Raw genomic sequence first — 18,073 nt, 5'->3', positions numbered from 1 at the left:
TAAAACAGGAGTTGCAAATGAAAAAATACAGCTTAATTGAAAGTGATCGTAGCAATGGGAAGCAAAAACTGTATCAAATCAAAGCGTTAAAGACTTTTACAACCAGTAATAGCACAAAAGTTAAAGAAGGGGATTTAGGCGGTTTTATCAGTGGGGAGCATAATTTGTCGCACGAGGGAAATTGCTGGGTGGCGAATAATGCGGAAGTGTGGGATCAGGCTTGTGTTTCTGAAAATGCTTATTTAGGCGGGTTTTCTTCATTAAGTGATCAAGTGCAGTTATATGGAAATGCTCAGGTCATCAGAGGGGAGATAAGTGGCAATGTCAAAATTTATGATAATGCCAAAGTCTCAGTTAAAGGGAGTATTGAAGATGAGGTGGAAATTTTTGGCAATGCCGCAGTAGGCGGAAAAGAGACTTGGATTTGTGGTTCAGTAAAAATTTTTGACAATGCCCAAATTGGCGGAAATTCGTTTGGCTGCATTCGAATTTCTGATAATGTACAGATTTATGGTAATGCCAAAATTGAAGCAACGTGTGATATTAATGGAAATGTGGAAATTCAATGAAATTGCCCCTAATCTGACAATGGTAGCATTCTTTTCCATTCAACAACAACCTTATGCGTATTTTTTAGAACATAGCGATCTAGTAAAAGAAGGATAATAAAATGAAAAAAGATCTAAAAATCGTGGTGCTAACCGGTGCGGGAATTTCCGCCGAATCAGGCATTCGTACTTTCCGAGCCGAGGACGGTTTGTGGGAAAATCATCGGGTGGAAGATGTGGCAACGCCTGAGGGCTATAAACGGGATCCGGAGTTGGTGCAATGTTTTTATAATGAACGCCGGCGTAAGCTGTTTGACCCTGAGGTTCAGCCGAATGCCGCCCATTTAGCCTTAGCGAAATTAGAGGAAAAATTGGGCGAAAATCTGCTGATTGTGACGCAAAATGTAGATAATTTACACGAACGTGCAGGAAGTCGTAACGTCATTCATATGCACGGTGAACTATTGAAAGTCCGTTGTCCAAACAAAGGCACGGTGTATGATTGGCAAGGTGATGTGAAAGATGAAGATCGTTGTACTTGTTGCCAAATTCCACGCAAATTGCGTCCGCATATTGTCTGGTTTGAGGAAATGCCATTGGAGATGGACAGGATTTATTCCGCTTTAATGGAATGCGATATTTTTATCTCTATTGGTACATCAGGTAATGTTTATCCGGCTGCTGGTTTTGTGCAAGAAGCGAATAATTGGGGCGCCAAAACCATTGAGTTGAATTTAGAACCTAGTCTTGTTAAAAATGCGTTTCAAGAGGCGAGATATGGTAAAGCGAGTGAAATTGTGCCAGCATTTGTGACAGAAGTTTTAGAGGCAATTACTCAAGAATAAGCAAGCGGTCGATTTTGCAACATTTCCTGCAAAATCGACCGCTTGTTATGGAAAGATTATTGTTTCTTTGCCCAATCTAGGAAACGTTTTTGCGTTTCTTTGTCGGCTTGTTGGAACCAATATTGTAGCTGTTGTTCAGCAATATTTTCGCCTTGTACCATCACTTTCCCTTTGGTTGCTTTGCCATTGCTCGCAATAGCGATTGGCATTGCCGTTGCGGCTAGTCCTTTAACCGCTGCTTTATTTTCAGCAGCATTATAAGCAGCGATGTTATCCACAATGTTGGCATTTGGCATAAAGCCCTCGCCTTTTAAAATATCTTGCTGAGATTCAATTTGCTTACCTGAGGCTGTACTTACTTTTAATACGGGGGATTGTTGGAATTTTGCGACATCATTTTTAGTTGTGAGATTTGGGGCTGCGATCACAATATTTTCATTGCTCCCTTTAAAGGTGACTATAATCGGAGAAGATTCATAGAAACTTTCATCTGAACCTGAGCTATAAATGCTCGTGACTTCAACTACCGCTTGATGTGTTTGGTTTTCGTTTACTTGCAGCGAGGGGGTGTTTTTTTTCACTTTTTGCCCATCAAAAGCAAGAAAACTAATATTTGAAGAAGATGTTAAGGTAGCAGTTAAACCGAGCGTGCTAGCACTTAATGCAGCAATCGCAATCGCGATTCGACCTAATTTCATAAATAGCTCCTATGAGTTGTATCAAAAACCTGTGTATCCTATGCTAATTTCAATGAAATAGAAAGTAACAAAAGGTCGCTTGTCGATTTTTTTATAAAATTGTGATACTTTTCGCAAGTTTTGTTTTTTTGAGTAATGTTATGAGTGATGATCAGCAGGGAATCGTTTCCCAAGAAAAGAAATCTTTAATTAAATCGCTATTTGGCGGTTTATTCCAACAAGAGCCGAAAAATCGTGAAGATTTGGTAGAGGTGATTCGGAACTCAGAAGAAAATGAGCTTATTGATAGTGACACCAAAGAGATGATAGAAGGTGTGATGGAAATTTCAGAATTGCGTGTGCGCGATATTATGATTCCACGTCCACAAATCGTCTTTATTGATGCAGAACAGTCACTTGATTCTTGTCTTGATGTGATTATTGAATCAGCCCACTCTCGCTTCCCCGTAATTCGTGATGGCAAAGATACCATTGAAGGTATTTTATTAGCAAAAGATTTGCTGAAATTTTTACGTTCTGATTCAGAAGCCTTTGAAATGGAGGGAATTTTGCGCCCTGCGGTGATTGTGCCGGAAAGTAAGCGGGTGGACAGAATGCTTAAAGAATTTCGCTCTGAACGTTTTCATATGGCGATTGTTGTTGATGAATTTGGTGCGGTATCAGGCTTAGTAACGATTGAAGATATTTTAGAGCAAATTGTTGGCGATATTGAAGATGAGTTTGATGAAGACGAAATTGAGCCGATTCGTCAGCTTTCGCAACATACTTATGCTGTATTAGCTTTAACTAATATTGAGAAATTTAACGAACTGTTTGCGGTAGAATTCAATGATGAAGAAGTAGATACTGTTGGTGGTTTGGTCATGCAAGCTTTTGGGCATTTACCAAAACGTGGCGAAGAAATTGAATTGGGGGGAATGGTGTTTAAAGTCACCTCTGCTGACAGTCGCCGTTTAATTCAATTACGAGTAACCGTGAGCGATGAACAACTTGCTCGAATGGAACAACAAGATAAGCCGAGCGAAGAATGAATTTTGCAAAAAAATCGATGAAAGCAACCGCTTGTTTAAGCGGTTTCCTTTTTGGGGGGATAGGCTTATTTGCTTATTCCCCGTTTGACTATTGGATAGTCAGCTTTATTTCAGCAATTGCGTTAATTTGGATCGCAACTTTGCCACAAAAAGCGGCAGCACTACTTGGCGTATTGACTTGGGCAGTGAGCTATTTTGCTATTGGTGTGAATTGGGTGCATGTTAGTATGATTCAATTCGGTGGCGTACCTGAGATTGTCAGTTATTTAGCTGTGTTACTATTGGCTATTTATCTTGCATTTTATCCGCTTTTATTTGCGTATGTTATCCAACGCTTTAAATTGATAAATCCTTGGAGTATTGCTGCAATTTGGACGTTTAGTGAATATTTACGCGGTGTGATTTTTACTGGCTTCCCGTGGTTACAGTTTGGCTATAGTCTAATTGATAGCCCATTTTCTGGTATTGCGCCTATTCTTGGGGTGGAAGGGCTAACTTTTTTTGTTATGCTAATTAGTGGTTATATGGTGCAGTGCCAGCGACTTTTTGCAAATAAAGCCTCAAATTTCACCGCTTGGTTAGCCATGTGTGGCGTTATATTCATGGCTATTTTGAGCCAATTTATCATATGGGTAGCTCCAGATGAAAGCAAAGAAAGCAAACTGATTAGCTTAGTGCAAGGTAATATTGAACAGCGGATGAAATGGAATCCTGAACATTTTGATCACACCATTAGAACCTATGAGAGCTTAATTGGTGAAGTAATGGGGAAAAGTGATGTGATTATTCTGCCAGAATCGGCAATTCCCGTGTCTGAAGCTCAGATTTCGCCATTGCTTGAACAATTGCATTGGGTTGGAATGAAAGCTGGCAGTGAGCTAATTATGGGCACTTTGTATCAGAATTCGCATGGTTTATTTAATAGTGCCGTGGTGCTTGGTAATAGTGAATATCCCTACTCATTAGATACCTCTTTACGTTTTAACAAGCATCATCTTGTCCCTTTTGGTGAGTATGTCCCCTTTGGCAATTTACTTAATTGGATGCGCGAGGTTTTTGTATTGCCGGTAAATCTTGCGCAAGGTGATTTTATTCAGAAACCATTATTTGCAGGGCAACGTCAATTTAATACAGCCATCTGCTATGAAATTATTTTTGGTGATCAAGTACAGCAAAATCAAAAAGCTTACGCAGCAGATTATCTATTAACGATCACCAATGATGCGTGGTTTGGTGAGAGTATCGGGCCTTGGCAACATTTTCAAATGGCGCGAATGCGGGCATTGGAGCTGGGCAAGCCTTTATTACGTGCTGCAAATACAGGGATCACTGCTTTTGTTGGCGCAAATGGGCAAATAGAGCAACAAGCACCACAATTTGAGACTTTGGTATTAAGCCAAGAGGTTAAAAGTTATCAGGGACAAACACCATTTGCATTTTGGGGCAATTGGGCGATTTATGGTTTGAGTTTATTGGTTATACTGTTTGAAATAGCTTATAGACGTAAATTTAGGTAAATTTTTTGTTTGTTTTTTAGGCATTTGAAACGTGTTAATGAACTTTCTTGACAATCAACACACTAAGCAAGCGTGCGTTAAGATAGTTAAGATGCGTTAAAACGTAGTAAGTTAGGAGAACGCAAGATAATGAGCGAGCAAATCGCCGATCAGGAATTAGTAGAACGTGCGCAAAAAGGGGATAAAAAAGCGTTTAACTTGTTGGTAGTACGTTACCAAAACCGAGTAGCAGGGCTGCTAACCCGCTATGTTGCACGAGATGATATTCCTGATATTGTGCAAGAATCTTTTATTAAAGCCTACCGTTCATTAGAGTCTTTTCGAGGGGAAAGTGCTTTTTATACATGGCTTTATCGAATTGCAGTAAATACTGCAAAGAATCATTTGACAGCAATGGGACGACGTCCACCTAAAGAAGATATTCTTGCGGAAGATGCAGAAAGCTACGAAAGCGGCGTGCATTTACGTGAAGCAGATACACCAGAGAATTTGGTTTTATCTGAAGAATTAAAACGGGTGGTGTTCGAGACGATTGAAAATTTACCCCCAGAATTAAAAACAGCCATTACCTTGCGTGAGCTGGAAGGTTTAAGTTACGAAGAAATTGCTGAAACGATGCAGTGTCCTGTTGGCACTGTTCGTTCGAGAATTTTCCGTGCCAGAGAAGCAATTGATGCTAAAGTCAATCCACTAATGCAGGGTTAATAAATTTAAAACTATTGGAGTTATCTATGCAACAACGTGAAACTTTGTCTGCCTATATGGATGGACATGATGTTAACGGAGAATTTACAGACACTTTGTGTGCCAGTTCAGAATTACAGCAGAAATGGGCAGACTACCACGCAATTCGTAGCATCATGCGTGGAGAAGAACAGTTGCTTGGTGCAGATTTTTCGGCAAAAATGGCAGCACTAATTGAAAAAGAAGAAATCGAAACCGCAGTGGCAGGTGATATTAATGCTACAACTGAGAAACCACGAGGTTTATTACTGCAATTAAAACGTTGGAGCACGCCACTAATGCAAGCAGGTATTGCCGCGTCTGTTTGTTTTGCTGCAGTTGTAGGCGTAAACCTAATGAATGCAGAAAACGAGGTCGCTCAAGTGGAACAGCCTGTGTTACAAACGCTCCCATTTAGTAATTCAGTTCAGCCGGTTAGCTACAATTCACCCGCTTCAGAGCAACCAACTGTAGAGCAAATCGAGGCTCAGCAACGCCGAGTAAATGCATTATTACAAAATCATGAGTTGCAACGTCGTACGCATTTAAATAACGATAATTCCAAAGAACAAACTGCTGAAGTAGATAAAGTGAAATCACAGCAGTAATGTAAGAAATCCCCTAATTACTCAAATGGTAATTAGGGGTTATTTTTAGCGGTAATAGCCTTGTTCTAAGGCTTGCCAGTTTTCTGAATTAAAATAAATATGCAATCGTTCCTGTTCTTTATTAAATGAACGTAATAAGCGCGCTAAATTAGCTTGTTTCCACTCTTGCCCTGCTTGAATTTGGCATTTATCAAAATCAATCAACCAAAATTTCCCGCTTTCTTTCTCCCGCAAAATATTATGAATGTTAAGATCAGAATGATGCACTTGGTGATCGTGTAATTGACGGATCAGCTGCCCTATCTGTTGATAGTCTTCATTTGTTAAAGGTTGTAATTGCAATAGTTGGCTAAGATCCTGTGTGTCAGCAATTTTCTCCAGTAAAATATCAGCTTGATAGCACAGTGGTGAGCGTTGAATTTTTACTGCAATGGGTCTAGGTACAGGTAAATTCCATGCTCGCATCTGTGTGAGTAAGTCAAATTCCTGTAACGCTCGCGTCTTATTTAGTGTTTTAAACAGATAACGATCTTTGACAAATTTACCAAATAAGCCCCCACGGTAGTAGTGACGTAAAACTACATCAACCCCGAGTTTATCTTGTGTATACAGAAACCAAGTTGTACCACGCCCTTTTGAAAGGCCTAACAAGCGGTCGGAATTGTCAAAATTTTTGCAATTTAGCAGTTCTTTGATAAAGACCTGTTGCGAATCAGGAACAATATCTGAATTAAATTGATAATACATAGTAAAATTTTTTGGCAGAAATATGCGTGAAATTCTACACTATTTTTTCTTGCTTCGTTGTGTTTTCAAGCTAATTTGATACAATCCAACGCTTTAATTTTTAGGGAATAGCAAATGAACGAAATCTCACTGGAAGCCAAACAGGTTCGGCAAGCATTGGTTGCCAAAGGTATTGAAACACCAACGGTTGCTCTTACTCAGTCTAAAGCCGTACGTCGCGATAAAATTGAACAAAAAATGCGTGACGTATTAGAATTATTAGGCTTAGATTTAAATGACGACAGTTTGGAAGAAACGCCAAAGCGCTTAGCCAAAATGTATGTCGATGAAATTTTCAGTGGGCTAGATTATACGACCTTCCCAAAAATCACCAAAATCCAAAACCGTATGAAAGTCAGCGAAATGGTGTTGGTCGATGATATAACTTTGACCAGCACTTGCGAGCACCACTTTGTCACTATTGATGGTAAAGTTGCCGTTGCATATTATCCTAAAGATTGGGTGATTGGCTTATCTAAGATCAACCGAGTGGTGCAATTTTTTGCTCAACGTCCACAAGTGCAAGAGCGTTTTACGGAGCAGATTTTAACAGCATTTCAAACCATTTTAGAGACGGAAGACGTGGCGGTTTATGTTAAAGCAACCCATTTCTGCGTAAAATGTCGTGGTGTGCGCGATACCAATAGTCAAACGATTACTTCAGCTTATGGTGGAGTCTTTTTGCAAGATCGTGAAACTCGCAAAGAATTTCTTGCCCAAATCCAAAAATGATGAAAATTGCACTCGGAATTGAATATGATGGTAGCCGCTATTTTGGTTGGCAACGCCAGCAAGAAGTGGCTTCAATACAGCAATGTTTGGAAGAAGCGTTAAGCAAAATTGCTAATGCACCTTGCGAAGTTTTTTGTGCAGGGCGAACTGATGCAGGCGTTCACGGCACGGGGCAAGTGGTGCATTTTGAAACGAATATAGAACGTCCACTCAAAAGTTGGTGCTTTGGCACAAATGCACATTTGCCTGAGGATATTGCGGTAAAATGGGCAGTGGAAGTACCTGAGGATTTTCATGCTCGCTTTAGTGCGACAGCTCGTCGTTATCGCTATATTATTTTTAATCACCGCTTGCGTAGTGCTATTTTACCTAAAGGAATTTCACATTATTATCATGACTTAGATGCAGAGAAAATGCACCAAGCCGGACAATTTTTACTCGGGGAAAATGATTTCTCTAGTTTTCGTGCAGCGCAATGTCAATCACATACACCATGGCGTAATGTGCATCATCTTAATGTTTGGCGACAAGGACATTATATTATTGTGGATATTCAAGCGAATGCTTTTGTGCATCATATGGTGCGTAATATTGTCGGCAGTTTGATTGAAGTTGGGCAGGGACGACAACCAATAGAATGGATTAAATGGCTGCTTGAACAAAAAGATCGTACATTGGCTGCCCCAACTGCCAAGGCAGAAGGATTATATCTAGTGGATGTGAGTTATCCTGAACAATTTTCCATACCTAAAAAAACTTTAGGGCCTTTATTTTTAGCCGATTAAGATGAAATATAAAAATCCCCATTCTGTGTTAGTCGTGATTTATGCCAAAAATAGTGGACGAGTATTGATGCTACAACGCCAAGATGATCCTGATTTTTGGCAATCTGTCACAGGTTCGATTGAAGAAGGGGAACTGCCGTATCAAACGGCCATAAGAGAAGTGGCTGAAGAAACGGGAATTGATATTATCGCTCAAAATTTGAGCCTTTATGATTGTAAACAGAGCGTGGAATTTGAGATTTTCCCGCAATTCCGCTATAAATACGCCCCTGAAATTACACATAATACAGAGCATTGGTTTTTATTAGGCTTGCCTAATGAAATTGAACCACAATTAAGTGAACATTTAGCCTATCAATGGCTATCCGTTGAGGCGGCAATTGTTCTTACCAAATCTCCAAATAACGCACAAGCGATGGCAAAATATTTGCCAATATAGGCCGCTTGTCTGAAATTTCAAACAACAAATTAAGGAAACAAAATGGCAGGTCATAGTAAGTGGGCTAACATTAAACACCGCAAGGCGGCACAAGATGCACAACGCGGTAAAATTTTTACTAAATTAATCCGTGAATTAGTTACCGCTGCAAAATTGGGCGGTGGAGATGTTTCTTCTAATCCACGCTTGCGTGCGGCAGTGGATAAAGCGCTTTCAAGCAATATGACACGTGATACCATCAACCGTGCAATTGAGCGTGGTGTGGGTGGTGGTGATGACACCAATATGGAGACCAAAATCTATGAAGGTTATGGTCCTGGTGGCACAGCAGTCATGGTGGAATGTTTAAGTGACAATGCAAATCGTACCATTTCACAAGTGCGCCCAAGTTTTACCAAGTGTGGCGGTAACCTTGGAACAGAGGGCTCAGTTGGTTATCTCTTTAGCAAAAAAGGTTTAATTTTGATTCTTTCTGCGGATGAAGATGCACTTACTGAAGCCGCAATCGAAGCGGGTGCTGACGATATCCAACCTCAAGAAGATGGTAGCTTTGAAATCTATACCGCTTGGGAAGATTTAGGCTCAGTGAAAGATGGCATTGAAGCAGCTGGTTTCAAGATTGAAAACGCTGAAGTAACAATGATTCCATCCACTACCGTTGATTTAGATGCAGAAACTGCACCGAAATTATTAAAACTGATCGATATGCTGGAAGATTGTGATGATGTGCAAAACGTCTATCACAATGGTGAGATCAGCGATGAAGTTGCAGCGTTGCTGTAAGTATCAAAATAGATAGGGAATTAAGCGGTCGATTTGGTAAATTTTTTTACAAAATCGACCGCTTGTTTATTAAAAATATGGCAATTATTTTAGGCATTGATCCTGGTTCTCGTGTGACCGGCTATGGTGTTATTCGGAAAAATGGGCGACAACTGGAATACTTAGGCAGTGGCGCAATTCGTACTGCTGCAGATGATTTACCGACACGTCTAAAGCGGATTTATGCTGGCGTAACAGAGATTATCACCCAGTTTCAGCCAGAGATGTTCGCCATTGAACAAGTATTTATGGCAAAAAATGCAGATTCTGCTCTCAAGCTTGGGCAAGCTCGAGGTACGGCGATTGTGGCGGCGGTGAATCATGATTTGCCGGTATTTGAATATGCTGCACGTTTAGTAAAACAAACGGTAGTGGGGATTGGCTCAGCGGATAAAATACAGGTACAAGATATGGTTACTCGTATTTTACAACTCTCCGCTACACCACAAGCTGATGCGGCAGATGCACTTGCTATTGCGATTACACATGCGCACTCAATACAACATTCGCTCACGGTCGCGAAAAGCAGTAGGCAAAAAATAAGCTCCGAAAAAGAGCAAGTCCTCGCTTTGATGAAAACTCGCTATAGCCGTGGTCGCTTTCGTTTAAAGGGCTAGCATCATATTATTTAGATGAAAAGCCCTTATTGATTTACCAACCTAATGCTTGATGTGCCACCTGCTTTCTCAGTGTGGCGCAGTGTGATAAGCCCACCAAACCTAGGTTGCGCCAAATTTGAACAGGTAAACGTTCGCCACAAAAGAGTGAAATTAAACCATTTGTGTTTTGCATAATACGAGTTTGATCTTGATTTCTGGCTTGTTCATACTGATTGAGCAACGTAAATTCGCCAATATCTTGTCCTTGGCTAAAAGCCTTTCCGACTAATGTTGCCAATTCAAAGAGATCTCGCATTCCCAGATTAAAACCTTGCCCAGCAACAGGGTGGATCTGCTGTGAGGCATTACCGACAATAGCTAAGCGGTGGTGCACATGCGTTTCAGCTTTTTGCAAAGTGAGTGGGTAAATAAAGCGTTGGCTCACTTTTTCAAATCGCCCTAGCTTCCAGCCAAATTGCTGTTGGAGTGCCGATAAAAATTGTTCATCATTCATTGTCATTTGTACAGAAGGATCTTTCACACACCATACTAATGACATTGTTCTAGCGGTTAAAGGCAGCAGGGCGAAAGGGCCTTGCGCAGTAAAACGTTCAAAAGCTTGTCCATTATGTGGGGTGCTTAATTGTACATTAGCAATAATTGCGGATTGTTGATAATCCTGTAGCTGTTTCGTTTCAACGCCACACAGTTTAGCGAGTTGTGATTGAATGCCATCAGCAGCTACCAGCAGCTGGCAGCGAAGTTGTTCACCAGAGGTTAAGTCTAAATAGCACTCCTGTGCATTGCGTGTGACATTTTGTACAGTATCTGGGCAAAAATATTGAATATTGGGCTGTTGGGCAATAATCTCGGAGAGCTTCTCGCCCAATTTAGCAAGTTCGACTACTACCCCCAGTTTCGTTAATTTCAGTTCGGCAGCAGAGAGCATCGTTTTGCCAAAATGCCCTTGATCGGAAACGTGGATTTGTTGAATATCGGTGGCAATCTGACTGAGTTCTGCATTTAAATTCTCGCTCGCAAGCGGTTGAATTTGCGCTAATTTTTGCAAAGAACCGTAGGCAAGCGCAATCGAACGCGCATCAAATCCTCCTTGTTCGGCATAGTTGGGTAAGGATTTTTCAATAATTGCAATGCGCAATTTGTGCTTGGTTGCAGAGCTAAGCGCTAAGGCGAGAATAGAGCCTGTAGTCGCGCCGCCGACAATAGCAATATCAAATGATTGCATAATATATTCCCGTAACGTTATTTCACGACAATTAGCGGTGAATGATTATCTGGCGCTAACAATTTTCCAACATGATATAGTGGCACCTTATGTAATTTTGCAAGATTTTGCACATTTTCTACCGCTTGAGGACGTACGGCAATCAGCAGCCCACCGCTTGTTTGGGGATCACATAAAATCGCTTTTTGCTCATCATGCATGGGGGAAATTAAATGCCCATAGCTATCGAAATTACGAGTTGTTCCACCAGGAACTGCGCCTAATTCAATATATTCTTTTACGCCATCAAGCGTTTGAATCGCAGCAAAATCGATTTCAGCATGTAAATTTGAGCCTAGGCAAATTTCACTTAAATGCCCAAGTAAGCCAAAGCCTGTTACGTCTGTCATCGCAGTGATTTCATCCACTTTAGCAAATTCTGCACCAATGACATTCATCTCACACATTGCATCTCGGGCAAGGTTTTTATGCTCAGGCTTAAGTTTGCCTTGTTTTTCTGCGGTAGTTAGAATGCCAATACCAAGAGGCTTAGTCAAAAATAGTTCACAACCAGCCTCGGCAGATGCATTACGTTTGACTTGCTTGGTGGAAATCATACCCGTAACGGCTAAGCCAAAAATAGGTTCTGGATTATCAATCGAATGGCCACCAGCCAATGCAATCCCCGCTTGGCGGCAAGCAAAACGCCCTCCTTCAACAATTTGTTGCGCCACTTCGGCAGGCAATTTATTGATCGGGAATCCTAGAATAGCAATCGCCATTAGTGGTCTCCCACCCATCGCAAAAATATCACTCATTGCGTTGGTTGCGGCAATTCGCCCAAAATCAAACGGGTCATCGACAATCGGCATAAAGAAATCAGTGGTGCTTACGATGGCTTGTCCGTTGCCGATATCATACACTGCTGCATCATCAGCGGTGTCATTTCCGACTAATAAATTGGGGTCAAAAAAAGGTTCAAGTTGGCTGTGTAAAATGGTCCCTAACGCCTTAGGAGATATTTTACAGCCTCAACCTGCGCCATGGCTGTATTGGGTAAGCTTAATCGGTTGTTCTAACATGATGAAATAAAGCAGAAAAAATTGCTGAGATTATACCCGATTTGTAAAAAATTGGCAGTTTTTACCCGCTTGTAATGCTAAACTAACGCTATTTATTCACCCATTAAAAAATTATGCCTAGTGTTAATCAATCCGCCTTAGTGGGCTATAGCGCCGAGCAGATGTACCAGCTCGTCAATGATTATGAAAAATATCCACAGTTCTTATCTGGCTGCATTGGAGCAAAAACCTTAAGTTTAGGGGAAAACGAACTCAATGCGGAATTAGTCATTCAAAAATTGGGTATTAGTCAGCGTTTTAGTACCCATAACACCATGATCGTGAATGAAAAGATTACGATGCAGCTATTGGAAGGTCCGTTTAAGCAATTAAGCGGTGCTTGGACATTTGAGCCATTTGATGAGCAGAGCTGCAAAATTAACTTAATGTTAGAGTTTGAATTTGAAAGCCCTTTGGTGGCAATGGTGTTTGGCAAAGTATTTAATGAGCTGACACTTAAAATGGTGAATGCATTTAAACAGCGTGCGAAAGAGGTGTATGGTGTCTAAGAAAATTAATGTCGAGGTAGTATTTGCTTACCCGGAAAAATTTTTTTTAAAAAAATTGGCTCTAGATCAGGCAGTTAGTGTTCAGAATGTGATTTTACAATCGGGAGTATTAGAAAAATATACAGAGATCGACTTACGCGAAAATAAGGTAGGTATTTTTAGCCGAACAGTAAAATTAACCGATTTGGTTGAAGATGGCGATCGGATCGAAATCTACCGCCCATTAATTGCTGATCCTAAAGAGATGCGACGTAAACGGGCGGAAGGTAAAAAGTAGTTACCACTTTTTATGTTTTGGCTTCACAAATTCAATACCTTTATCTTGATATTGAATACCTTCTAATTGTAGTAGGTAGCGTTTATTTGGTAAGCCACCACCGAAGCCAGTTAAGCTATGGTTTTTACCCAGTACACGATGGCAGGGAATTAAAATAGAGATAGGATTTCTGCCGACCGCTCCTCCAACTGCACGCATGGCATTGGGCTTACCCAGTTTTTGTGCAATTTCACCATAAGTTATGGTGTTGCCGTAAGGAATTTGGCAGAGCTGCTGCCACACAGCTTGTTGAAAGTTTGTACCCTGTGGAGCAAGAAAATCAAGTTGGCTGAAATCTAAAGTTTCTCCGGCAAAATAGCGGTCTAAAACTGCGCAAGTTTTGCAAAAAACTTGCCAGATTTCACCGCTTGTTGAGCTTGCTGGCAGAAAACTTTCTAATGAGGTTGTCTGTTGTTCTTGCTCAAATTCGATATAAATGAGTTTATCGTGCTTGGCAAGGAGCAATAATCTGCCAACGGGCGAGGTGTAGTAGTGGTAATAAATCGTGTTCATCGTGTTTAAAAAATAAAATAAAGGCGTGTAGTGTACACGCCTTTTGCTTTATGATGAAATTAGAAACTGTAGTTTAGGTTTAAACCATAAACGTTAGCAACAGATTTTGAAGTATATTTGCCGCTATAAGTCGAGCTAGCTACGCGGTGTGATTCGGTAAATGATACTCGGCTACCACGAACATGCGCGTATGCTGCATCAATAGATAAATCTGGCGTGAAACGGTAAGTTGCACCTACAGCATACCAAGTACGATCTGCATCAGGGATTGAAATTGATGGCGCATTGACACTTGCGCTCTCATCAAAGGCAATACCTGCACGTAGTGTTAATGCATTGGTTAAATCATAAGATGCCCCTAATGCAATACGTGATGCATCGCTGAAGTTTTCTTCTTTGTGGAAACGATCCACATCATTTGCTGTCGCGCGTAATTCTTTGAATGAACTCCAATCGGTACGTTTGTAGCTATATTGTACGGCAAATTTATCCGTTAATTTGTGATAACCTGAAATTTCCCAGAATGCGGGTAATTCAAGATTTAAGCGAGCATCAATTTCTGCGCCACCAGTTCCACCTAAAGCGGTAAATACACTTGGAATTTGGTTTGAGTATTTGCCGTTGAATTTGATTTTAACTGGCGAATGGTAAGCGAAACCTAAGCGGTTATTTTCATTGATTTCATACATTAAGCCTGCATTCCAACCAAATTCCCATTCCTCACCTTTCATATGGCTTAAGACAGTGTTACGTTGAATACCGTATTGAGCGTAGAGTGCTGAAACATCGCCGGCATAACGGTTAAGTTTTGCTTTAGCATGAACTACATTGGCACCAGCACCAATGCTAAGACCGTAACCCAGCTTATAAGCTGCACTTAAGTTGTAGTTTGTAGCCGTTAATTCAGTGTTACCACCAAAGATACCTGCGCTATATTGATCATTAAAGTCTGATTTCAGACCATAATTCACATTTAAACCACCACCGATAACAAAACGATCAGTAACTGGTGCAACAAAATAAACAGTTGGAATCGTTGCAACCGGAATGACGTTTTTATGATCGGAATTATTGCCGAAAACAGTTGTACCTTCTACGTCAGAATCCACGTTTACATAGATAGCACCAGCAGAAACTTGCGCTTGTTTGAATAATGTCATTAAGGCTGGATTAGTCGCAACAACAGAGGCATTATCAGCTACTGCTGCATTACCTGCATAAGCTAAACCTAAACCTGAAGTAGATACTTCTGCTAATTGGAATGCTGCCGCATTCGCGCCAGCCGCGGTGAATGTTACAAGAGATGCAAACACTGTTTTGGTAAATTTTGTCATTTAATCTATCCTTAAAAAAGCGAAGCAGTAAAAATTACCGCCTTCTTACAATAAAAAACGGGCGGATTGTAAAGAGCAAGCGCTTGGCAATCAATGAAATTTTGCAAAAAAATAAAGTGTTCCGACCAGTTAAAGGGAACTTTTATTTTTTGGATATAAGAATTGTGAAAAATTGAATTTCAAGCATGATAAGAGTAAAATAGCGCGATCAATTTAATTTTATGGAGAGCGCAAAATGAGTGAATGTAAACTTAGCGAAACCCCAGCTTGTTGTTGTGTTGATGTGGGCACGGTGATCGATAATAGTGATCGAACTGTTGATTTTTCTCAAGTCTATTCGAGTGAATCTGAAGCACAAGATGCGTTAGATTATTTAATTAGTAAAGCTCGAGCCGCTGAATCTGAACCTTGTCGAATTGAAAGCGATGTTCAGCCTGTTGAAAATGGTTATTTAGCAACAGCGCATTTTGAATTTGCTTACCAAGTTGAGGCTATGATTTTCCAACTTTCAACACGTTAAATAATTTCTTAGGAAATTTCCTATTTTATTTATTTGTGAAACCTTTCAAAATACCCCACTAAATTCTTGACTAATTTAGTGGGGTATATCAGAATTTCCATCGTTTTTTATGTAGGTCTGTATTATGAAATTAACTTCTCGGGGTCGTTATGCCGTGACGGCAATTTTAGATATTGCACTACACGGTAAGACCTTACCTGTAAGCCTGGCAGACATATCCGAACGCCAATCTATCTCTTTATCTTATTTAGAGCAGCTTTTTGCTCAATTACGCCGTGATGGTATCGTGCATAGCGTGCGGGGACCTGGTGGCGGATACCAACTAGGTAAAACGCCAGAAGAGATTAATGTCGGTATGATTATTCAAGCAGTGAATGAAAGTGTTGATGTTTCTAAGTGTAAAGGAAATGGTAATTGCACTAATAATAGCCGTTGTTTAACACATTCGCTGTGGGAGCGTTTGGAAAACCAAATTGAACAATATCTACATACCATTACTCTTGCAGAGCTGGTAGAGGAGAATCGTGATCACGATTGTGAAAAATCACATTGCCATGATCACCATCACTAAGATTTTTTAGTTAGGAGCAACAATGAAATTACCTATTTATTTGGACTATGCTGCAACTTGCCCAGTGGATGAGCGTGTAGCAAAAAAAATGATGGACTATATGACCAAAGAGGGCGTGTTTGGTAACCCTGCATCACGCTCGCACAAATTTGGTTGGGAAGCAGAAGAAGCAGTAGATATCGCTCGTAACCAAATTGCTGATTTAATTGGTGCAGATAGCCGTGAAATTGTGTTCACTTCTGGCGCAACTGAGTCTGATAACCTTGCAATCAAAGGGGCGGCGCATTTCTATCAAACCAAAGGTAAACACATCATTACCGTGAAAACCGAACATAAAGCGGTATTAGATACTTGCCGTCAATTAGAGCGTGAAGGTTTTGAAGTGACTTATCTTGAACCAGAAGCAGACGGTATTATTGATTTAGCAAAATTTGAAGCGGCAATTCGTCCAGATACGATTTTAGTCTCTGTCATGCACGTGAATAACGAAATCGGTGTTATCCAACCAATCAAAGAGATCGGTGCAATCTGCCGTGCGAAAAAAATTATTTTCCACGTGGACGCAACCCAATCTGTGGGTAAAGTGCCGGTAAATGTACAAGAATTAAATGTAGATTTAATGTCTTTCTCAAGCCACAAATTATACGGGCCGAAAGGTATCGGCGGTTTATATGTTTGCCGTAAACCACGTGTACGCTTAGAAGCGATTATTCACGGTGGTGGTCACGAGCGTGGTATGCGCTCAGGGACATTGCCTGTTCACCAAATCGTGGGTATGGGCGAAGCATATCGCATTGCAAAAGAAGAGATGGCAACCGAAATGCCACGCATCAAAGCATTGCGTGATCGTTTATTAAAGGGCTTCAAAGATATGGAAGAAGTTTATATCAACGGTTCTATTGAAGAAGGCAAACGTGTTGATTCTAACTTAAACATCAGCTTCAACTTCGTAGAAGGTGAATCAATGATGATGTCATTAAAAGACATCGCAGTATCATCAGGTTCTGCTTGTACGTCTGCGAGCTTAGAGCCATCTTATGTACTTCGTGCGTTAGGTTTAGATGATGAATTAGCACACAGCTCAATCCGTTTCTCTCTTGGCCGTTGGACAACCGAAGAAGAAATAGATCACACCATTGAAATCGTGAAAAAAGCAGTAAACAAACTGCGTGAACTTTCCCCACTTTGGGAAATGTTTAAAGACGGTGTAGATCTATCAAAAATTGAGTGGAATCACCATTAATTTGTGCGGGCGTACAACGTATGCCCCTACAAAATAAATCTTAATGGAACGTATATATTTACGTTCGTAATATAATGTAGGGGCGTATGTCATACGCCCGATAAAAAAGGAATATCAAAATGGCATACAGCGACAAAGTAATCGATCACTATGAAAACCCACGCAACGTAGGTACAATGGACAAGGATGCTCTAGATGTAGGTACGGGGATGGTGGGCGCTCCTGCTTGTGGTGATATCTTACGTTTACAAATTAAAGTAAACGATAGCGGCATTATTGAAGATGCGCGTTTTAAAGCATATGGCTGCGGCTCTGCTATCGCATCAAGCTCATTGATTACCGAATGGGTAAAAGGGAAATCGCTTGATGAAGCAGCGGCAATTAAAAACAGCGATATCGCAGAAGAGTTAGAACTACCGCCTGTGAAAGTGCACTGTTCAATCCTTGCCGAAGATGCAATCAAAGCAGCAATTGCTGATTACAAAGAAAAACAAGGCAAATAATCGTAGGGGCGGACCGATGTGTCCGCCCGAATGCGTTATTTTTTATGGGCGAACACATTGGTTCGCCCCTACTATTTTCTTCATT

At 40.7% G+C, this 18,073-nt stretch carries 23 protein-coding genes; 17 read left to right on the top strand and 6 right to left on the bottom strand.

Features of this window, described 5'->3' with window-relative positions; translation table 11 throughout:
* The first annotated feature begins 17 nt into the window (after positions 1-17).
* Together EDC51_RS02895 and cobB are read left to right on the top strand one after the other, a co-directional pair.
* On the top strand, positions 18-569 hold the full coding sequence (locus EDC51_RS02895) for an LbetaH domain-containing protein (protein WP_131928119.1): 552 nt from the start codon (positions 18-20) through the stop codon (positions 567-569).
* Positions 570-670: 101 nt separating this feature from the next.
* Positions 671-1,393: a Sir2 family NAD+-dependent deacetylase gene (gene cobB, locus EDC51_RS02890; protein ID WP_131928118.1), complete on the top strand. Its 723-nt coding sequence runs from the start codon at positions 671-673 to the stop codon at positions 1,391-1,393.
* Positions 1,394-1,449: 56 nt separating this feature from the next.
* Here cobB and EDC51_RS02885 read toward each other — a convergent pair whose 3' ends face one another.
* Positions 1,450-2,091, bottom strand: a complete 642-nt coding sequence (locus EDC51_RS02885) for a curli polymerization inhibitor CsgI-related protein (protein WP_125134719.1) — start codon at positions 2,089-2,091, stop codon at positions 1,450-1,452.
* A 140-nt stretch (positions 2,092-2,231) separates the two neighbouring features.
* Between EDC51_RS02885 and corC the strand changes: the two genes are divergently transcribed.
* From corC to EDC51_RS02865, 4 genes are all read left to right on the top strand, one after another.
* Entirely contained in the window at positions 2,232-3,122 is an 891-nt protein-coding gene (gene corC, locus EDC51_RS02880) for a CNNM family magnesium/cobalt transport protein CorC (protein WP_064318971.1), read from the top strand.
* Positions 3,119-4,639, top strand: a complete 1,521-nt coding sequence (gene lnt, locus EDC51_RS02875) for an apolipoprotein N-acyltransferase (RefSeq protein WP_025289503.1) — start codon at positions 3,119-3,121, stop codon at positions 4,637-4,639. The genes corC and lnt overlap by 4 nt, the downstream gene beginning before the upstream one ends.
* A gap of 129 nt (positions 4,640-4,768) precedes the next feature.
* Positions 4,769-5,344, top strand: a complete 576-nt coding sequence (gene rpoE, locus EDC51_RS02870; protein WP_015432787.1) for an RNA polymerase sigma factor RpoE — start codon at positions 4,769-4,771, stop codon at positions 5,342-5,344.
* Positions 5,345-5,370: 26 nt separating this feature from the next.
* The gene (locus tag EDC51_RS02865; protein ID WP_125134721.1) at positions 5,371-5,970 is read left to right on the top strand and encodes a sigma-E factor negative regulatory protein; all 600 of its coding nucleotides are present in this window, start codon (positions 5,371-5,373) and stop codon (positions 5,968-5,970) included.
* Between the two features lie 45 nt (positions 5,971-6,015).
* On the opposite strand, the gene EDC51_RS02860 is transcribed toward EDC51_RS02865, so the two are convergent.
* A complete protein-coding gene (locus tag EDC51_RS02860) occupies positions 6,016-6,717 on the bottom strand; it encodes a 3-deoxy-D-manno-octulosonic acid kinase (RefSeq protein ID WP_015432785.1) in 702 nt (233 codons plus the stop codon).
* A 114-nt stretch (positions 6,718-6,831) separates the two neighbouring features.
* On the opposite strand from EDC51_RS02860, the gene folE reads away from it, so the two are divergent.
* From folE to ruvC, 5 genes are all read left to right on the top strand, one after another.
* Positions 6,832-7,488: a GTP cyclohydrolase I FolE gene (folE, locus tag EDC51_RS02855; RefSeq protein WP_015432784.1), complete on the top strand. Its 657-nt coding sequence runs from the start codon at positions 6,832-6,834 to the stop codon at positions 7,486-7,488.
* Positions 7,488-8,273, top strand: coding sequence for a tRNA pseudouridine(38-40) synthase TruA (gene truA, locus EDC51_RS02850; protein ID WP_025266964.1), 786 nt, complete (start codon positions 7,488-7,490; stop codon positions 8,271-8,273). Before folE ends, truA begins: the two co-directional genes overlap by 1 nt.
* A 1-nt stretch (position 8,274) precedes the next feature.
* Positions 8,275-8,712 carry a dihydroneopterin triphosphate diphosphatase gene (gene nudB, locus EDC51_RS02845; RefSeq protein WP_015432782.1) on the top strand — a complete coding sequence of 146 codons (438 nt, stop codon included), beginning with the start codon at positions 8,275-8,277 and terminating at the stop codon, positions 8,710-8,712.
* A 42-nt stretch (positions 8,713-8,754) separates the two neighbouring features.
* Positions 8,755-9,495 (top strand): YebC/PmpR family DNA-binding transcriptional regulator, encoded by a 741-nt coding sequence (locus tag EDC51_RS02840; RefSeq protein ID WP_015432781.1) that lies wholly within the window; start codon positions 8,755-8,757, stop codon positions 9,493-9,495.
* A gap of 77 nt (positions 9,496-9,572) precedes the next feature.
* Complete coding sequence (gene ruvC, locus EDC51_RS02835) at positions 9,573-10,151, top strand: crossover junction endodeoxyribonuclease RuvC (RefSeq protein ID WP_025266965.1); 579 nt, start codon at positions 9,573-9,575, stop codon at positions 10,149-10,151.
* A gap of 34 nt (positions 10,152-10,185) precedes the next feature.
* Here the strand turns inward: ruvC and ubiH are convergent, their stop codons facing one another.
* Both ubiH and selD read right to left on the bottom strand, forming a co-directional pair.
* The gene (gene ubiH / locus EDC51_RS02830) at positions 10,186-11,379 is read right to left on the bottom strand and encodes a 2-octaprenyl-6-methoxyphenyl hydroxylase (protein WP_131928117.1); all 1,194 of its coding nucleotides are present in this window, start codon (positions 11,377-11,379) and stop codon (positions 10,186-10,188) included.
* A gap of 17 nt (positions 11,380-11,396) precedes the next feature.
* Complete coding sequence (gene selD / locus EDC51_RS02825; RefSeq protein ID WP_131928116.1) at positions 11,397-12,440, bottom strand: selenide, water dikinase SelD; 1,044 nt, start codon at positions 12,438-12,440, stop codon at positions 11,397-11,399.
* A gap of 113 nt (positions 12,441-12,553) precedes the next feature.
* Here selD and EDC51_RS02820 point away from each other — a divergent pair, with 113 nt between their 5' ends.
* Together EDC51_RS02820 and EDC51_RS02815 are read left to right on the top strand one after the other, a co-directional pair.
* Complete coding sequence (locus tag EDC51_RS02820) at positions 12,554-12,988, top strand: type II toxin-antitoxin system RatA family toxin (RefSeq protein ID WP_025289499.1); 435 nt, start codon at positions 12,554-12,556, stop codon at positions 12,986-12,988.
* Positions 12,978-13,265 (top strand): RnfH family protein, encoded by a 288-nt coding sequence (locus EDC51_RS02815; protein WP_025289498.1) that lies wholly within the window; start codon positions 12,978-12,980, stop codon positions 13,263-13,265. Before EDC51_RS02820 ends, EDC51_RS02815 begins: the two co-directional genes overlap by 11 nt.
* On the opposite strand, the gene EDC51_RS02810 is transcribed toward EDC51_RS02815, so the two are convergent.
* Positions 13,266-13,817, bottom strand: coding sequence for a methylated-DNA--[protein]-cysteine S-methyltransferase (locus tag EDC51_RS02810; RefSeq protein ID WP_131928115.1), 552 nt, complete (start codon positions 13,815-13,817; stop codon positions 13,266-13,268).
* Between the two features lie 59 nt (positions 13,818-13,876).
* Positions 13,877-15,151, bottom strand: coding sequence for a porin (locus EDC51_RS02805; protein WP_015432773.1), 1,275 nt, complete (start codon positions 15,149-15,151; stop codon positions 13,877-13,879).
* A gap of 235 nt (positions 15,152-15,386) precedes the next feature.
* On the opposite strand from EDC51_RS02805, the gene EDC51_RS02800 reads away from it, so the two are divergent.
* From EDC51_RS02800 to iscU, 4 genes are all read left to right on the top strand, one after another.
* Positions 15,387-15,671, top strand: a complete 285-nt coding sequence (locus EDC51_RS02800; RefSeq protein WP_131928114.1) for a YfcZ/YiiS family protein — start codon at positions 15,387-15,389, stop codon at positions 15,669-15,671.
* A 124-nt stretch (positions 15,672-15,795) separates the two neighbouring features.
* A complete protein-coding gene (gene iscR, locus EDC51_RS02795; protein WP_015432771.1) occupies positions 15,796-16,242 on the top strand; it encodes a Fe-S cluster assembly transcriptional regulator IscR in 447 nt (148 codons plus the stop codon).
* Between the two features lie 22 nt (positions 16,243-16,264).
* Positions 16,265-17,485: an IscS subfamily cysteine desulfurase gene (locus tag EDC51_RS02790; protein ID WP_131928113.1), complete on the top strand. Its 1,221-nt coding sequence runs from the start codon at positions 16,265-16,267 to the stop codon at positions 17,483-17,485.
* A gap of 119 nt (positions 17,486-17,604) precedes the next feature.
* Positions 17,605-17,988 (top strand): Fe-S cluster assembly scaffold IscU, encoded by a 384-nt coding sequence (iscU, locus tag EDC51_RS02785; RefSeq protein WP_025266968.1) that lies wholly within the window; start codon positions 17,605-17,607, stop codon positions 17,986-17,988.
* Positions 17,989-18,073 lie beyond the last annotated feature (85 nt).

The sequence above is a fragment of the Bibersteinia trehalosi genome, from assembly GCF_004346205.1.
GTDB classification, from domain to species: Bacteria; Pseudomonadota; Gammaproteobacteria; order Enterobacterales; family Pasteurellaceae; genus Bibersteinia; species Bibersteinia trehalosi.
Note: the sequence above shows the minus strand (reverse complement) of the source record. Positions and strands in the feature narration are given on the sequence as shown.

Bases quoted from the DNA above. Each gene is read 5' to 3' on its own strand.
- EDC51_RS02895 (WP_131928119.1), top strand. From the start codon at position 18: ATGAAAAAATACAGCTTAATTGAAAGTGATCGTAGCAATGGGAAGCAA.
- cobB (WP_131928118.1), top strand. From the start codon at position 671: ATGAAAAAAGATCTAAAAATCGTGGTGCTAACCGGTGCGGGAATTTCC.
- EDC51_RS02885 (WP_125134719.1), bottom strand. From the start codon at position 2,091: ATGAAATTAGGTCGAATCGCGATTGCGATTGCTGCATTAAGTGCTAGC.
- corC (WP_064318971.1), top strand. From the start codon at position 2,232: ATGAGTGATGATCAGCAGGGAATCGTTTCCCAAGAAAAGAAATCTTTA.
- lnt (WP_025289503.1), top strand. From the start codon at position 3,119: ATGAATTTTGCAAAAAAATCGATGAAAGCAACCGCTTGTTTAAGCGGT.
- rpoE (WP_015432787.1), top strand. From the start codon at position 4,769: ATGAGCGAGCAAATCGCCGATCAGGAATTAGTAGAACGTGCGCAAAAA.
- EDC51_RS02865 (WP_125134721.1), top strand. From the start codon at position 5,371: ATGCAACAACGTGAAACTTTGTCTGCCTATATGGATGGACATGATGTT.
- EDC51_RS02860 (WP_015432785.1), bottom strand. From the start codon at position 6,717: ATGTATTATCAATTTAATTCAGATATTGTTCCTGATTCGCAACAGGTC.
- folE (WP_015432784.1), top strand. From the start codon at position 6,832: ATGAACGAAATCTCACTGGAAGCCAAACAGGTTCGGCAAGCATTGGTT.
- truA (WP_025266964.1), top strand. From the start codon at position 7,488: ATGAAAATTGCACTCGGAATTGAATATGATGGTAGCCGCTATTTTGGT.
- nudB (WP_015432782.1), top strand. From the start codon at position 8,275: ATGAAATATAAAAATCCCCATTCTGTGTTAGTCGTGATTTATGCCAAA.
- EDC51_RS02840 (WP_015432781.1), top strand. From the start codon at position 8,755: ATGGCAGGTCATAGTAAGTGGGCTAACATTAAACACCGCAAGGCGGCA.
- ruvC (WP_025266965.1), top strand. From the start codon at position 9,573: ATGGCAATTATTTTAGGCATTGATCCTGGTTCTCGTGTGACCGGCTAT.
- ubiH (WP_131928117.1), bottom strand. From the start codon at position 11,379: ATGCAATCATTTGATATTGCTATTGTCGGCGGCGCGACTACAGGCTCT.
- EDC51_RS02820 (WP_025289499.1), top strand. From the start codon at position 12,554: ATGCCTAGTGTTAATCAATCCGCCTTAGTGGGCTATAGCGCCGAGCAG.
- EDC51_RS02815 (WP_025289498.1), top strand. From the start codon at position 12,978: ATGGTGTCTAAGAAAATTAATGTCGAGGTAGTATTTGCTTACCCGGAA.
- EDC51_RS02810 (WP_131928115.1), bottom strand. From the start codon at position 13,817: ATGAACACGATTTATTACCACTACTACACCTCGCCCGTTGGCAGATTA.
- EDC51_RS02805 (WP_015432773.1), bottom strand. From the start codon at position 15,151: ATGACAAAATTTACCAAAACAGTGTTTGCATCTCTTGTAACATTCACC.
- EDC51_RS02800 (WP_131928114.1), top strand. From the start codon at position 15,387: ATGAGTGAATGTAAACTTAGCGAAACCCCAGCTTGTTGTTGTGTTGAT.
- iscR (WP_015432771.1), top strand. From the start codon at position 15,796: ATGAAATTAACTTCTCGGGGTCGTTATGCCGTGACGGCAATTTTAGAT.
- EDC51_RS02790 (WP_131928113.1), top strand. From the start codon at position 16,265: ATGAAATTACCTATTTATTTGGACTATGCTGCAACTTGCCCAGTGGAT.
- iscU (WP_025266968.1), top strand. From the start codon at position 17,605: ATGGCATACAGCGACAAAGTAATCGATCACTATGAAAACCCACGCAAC.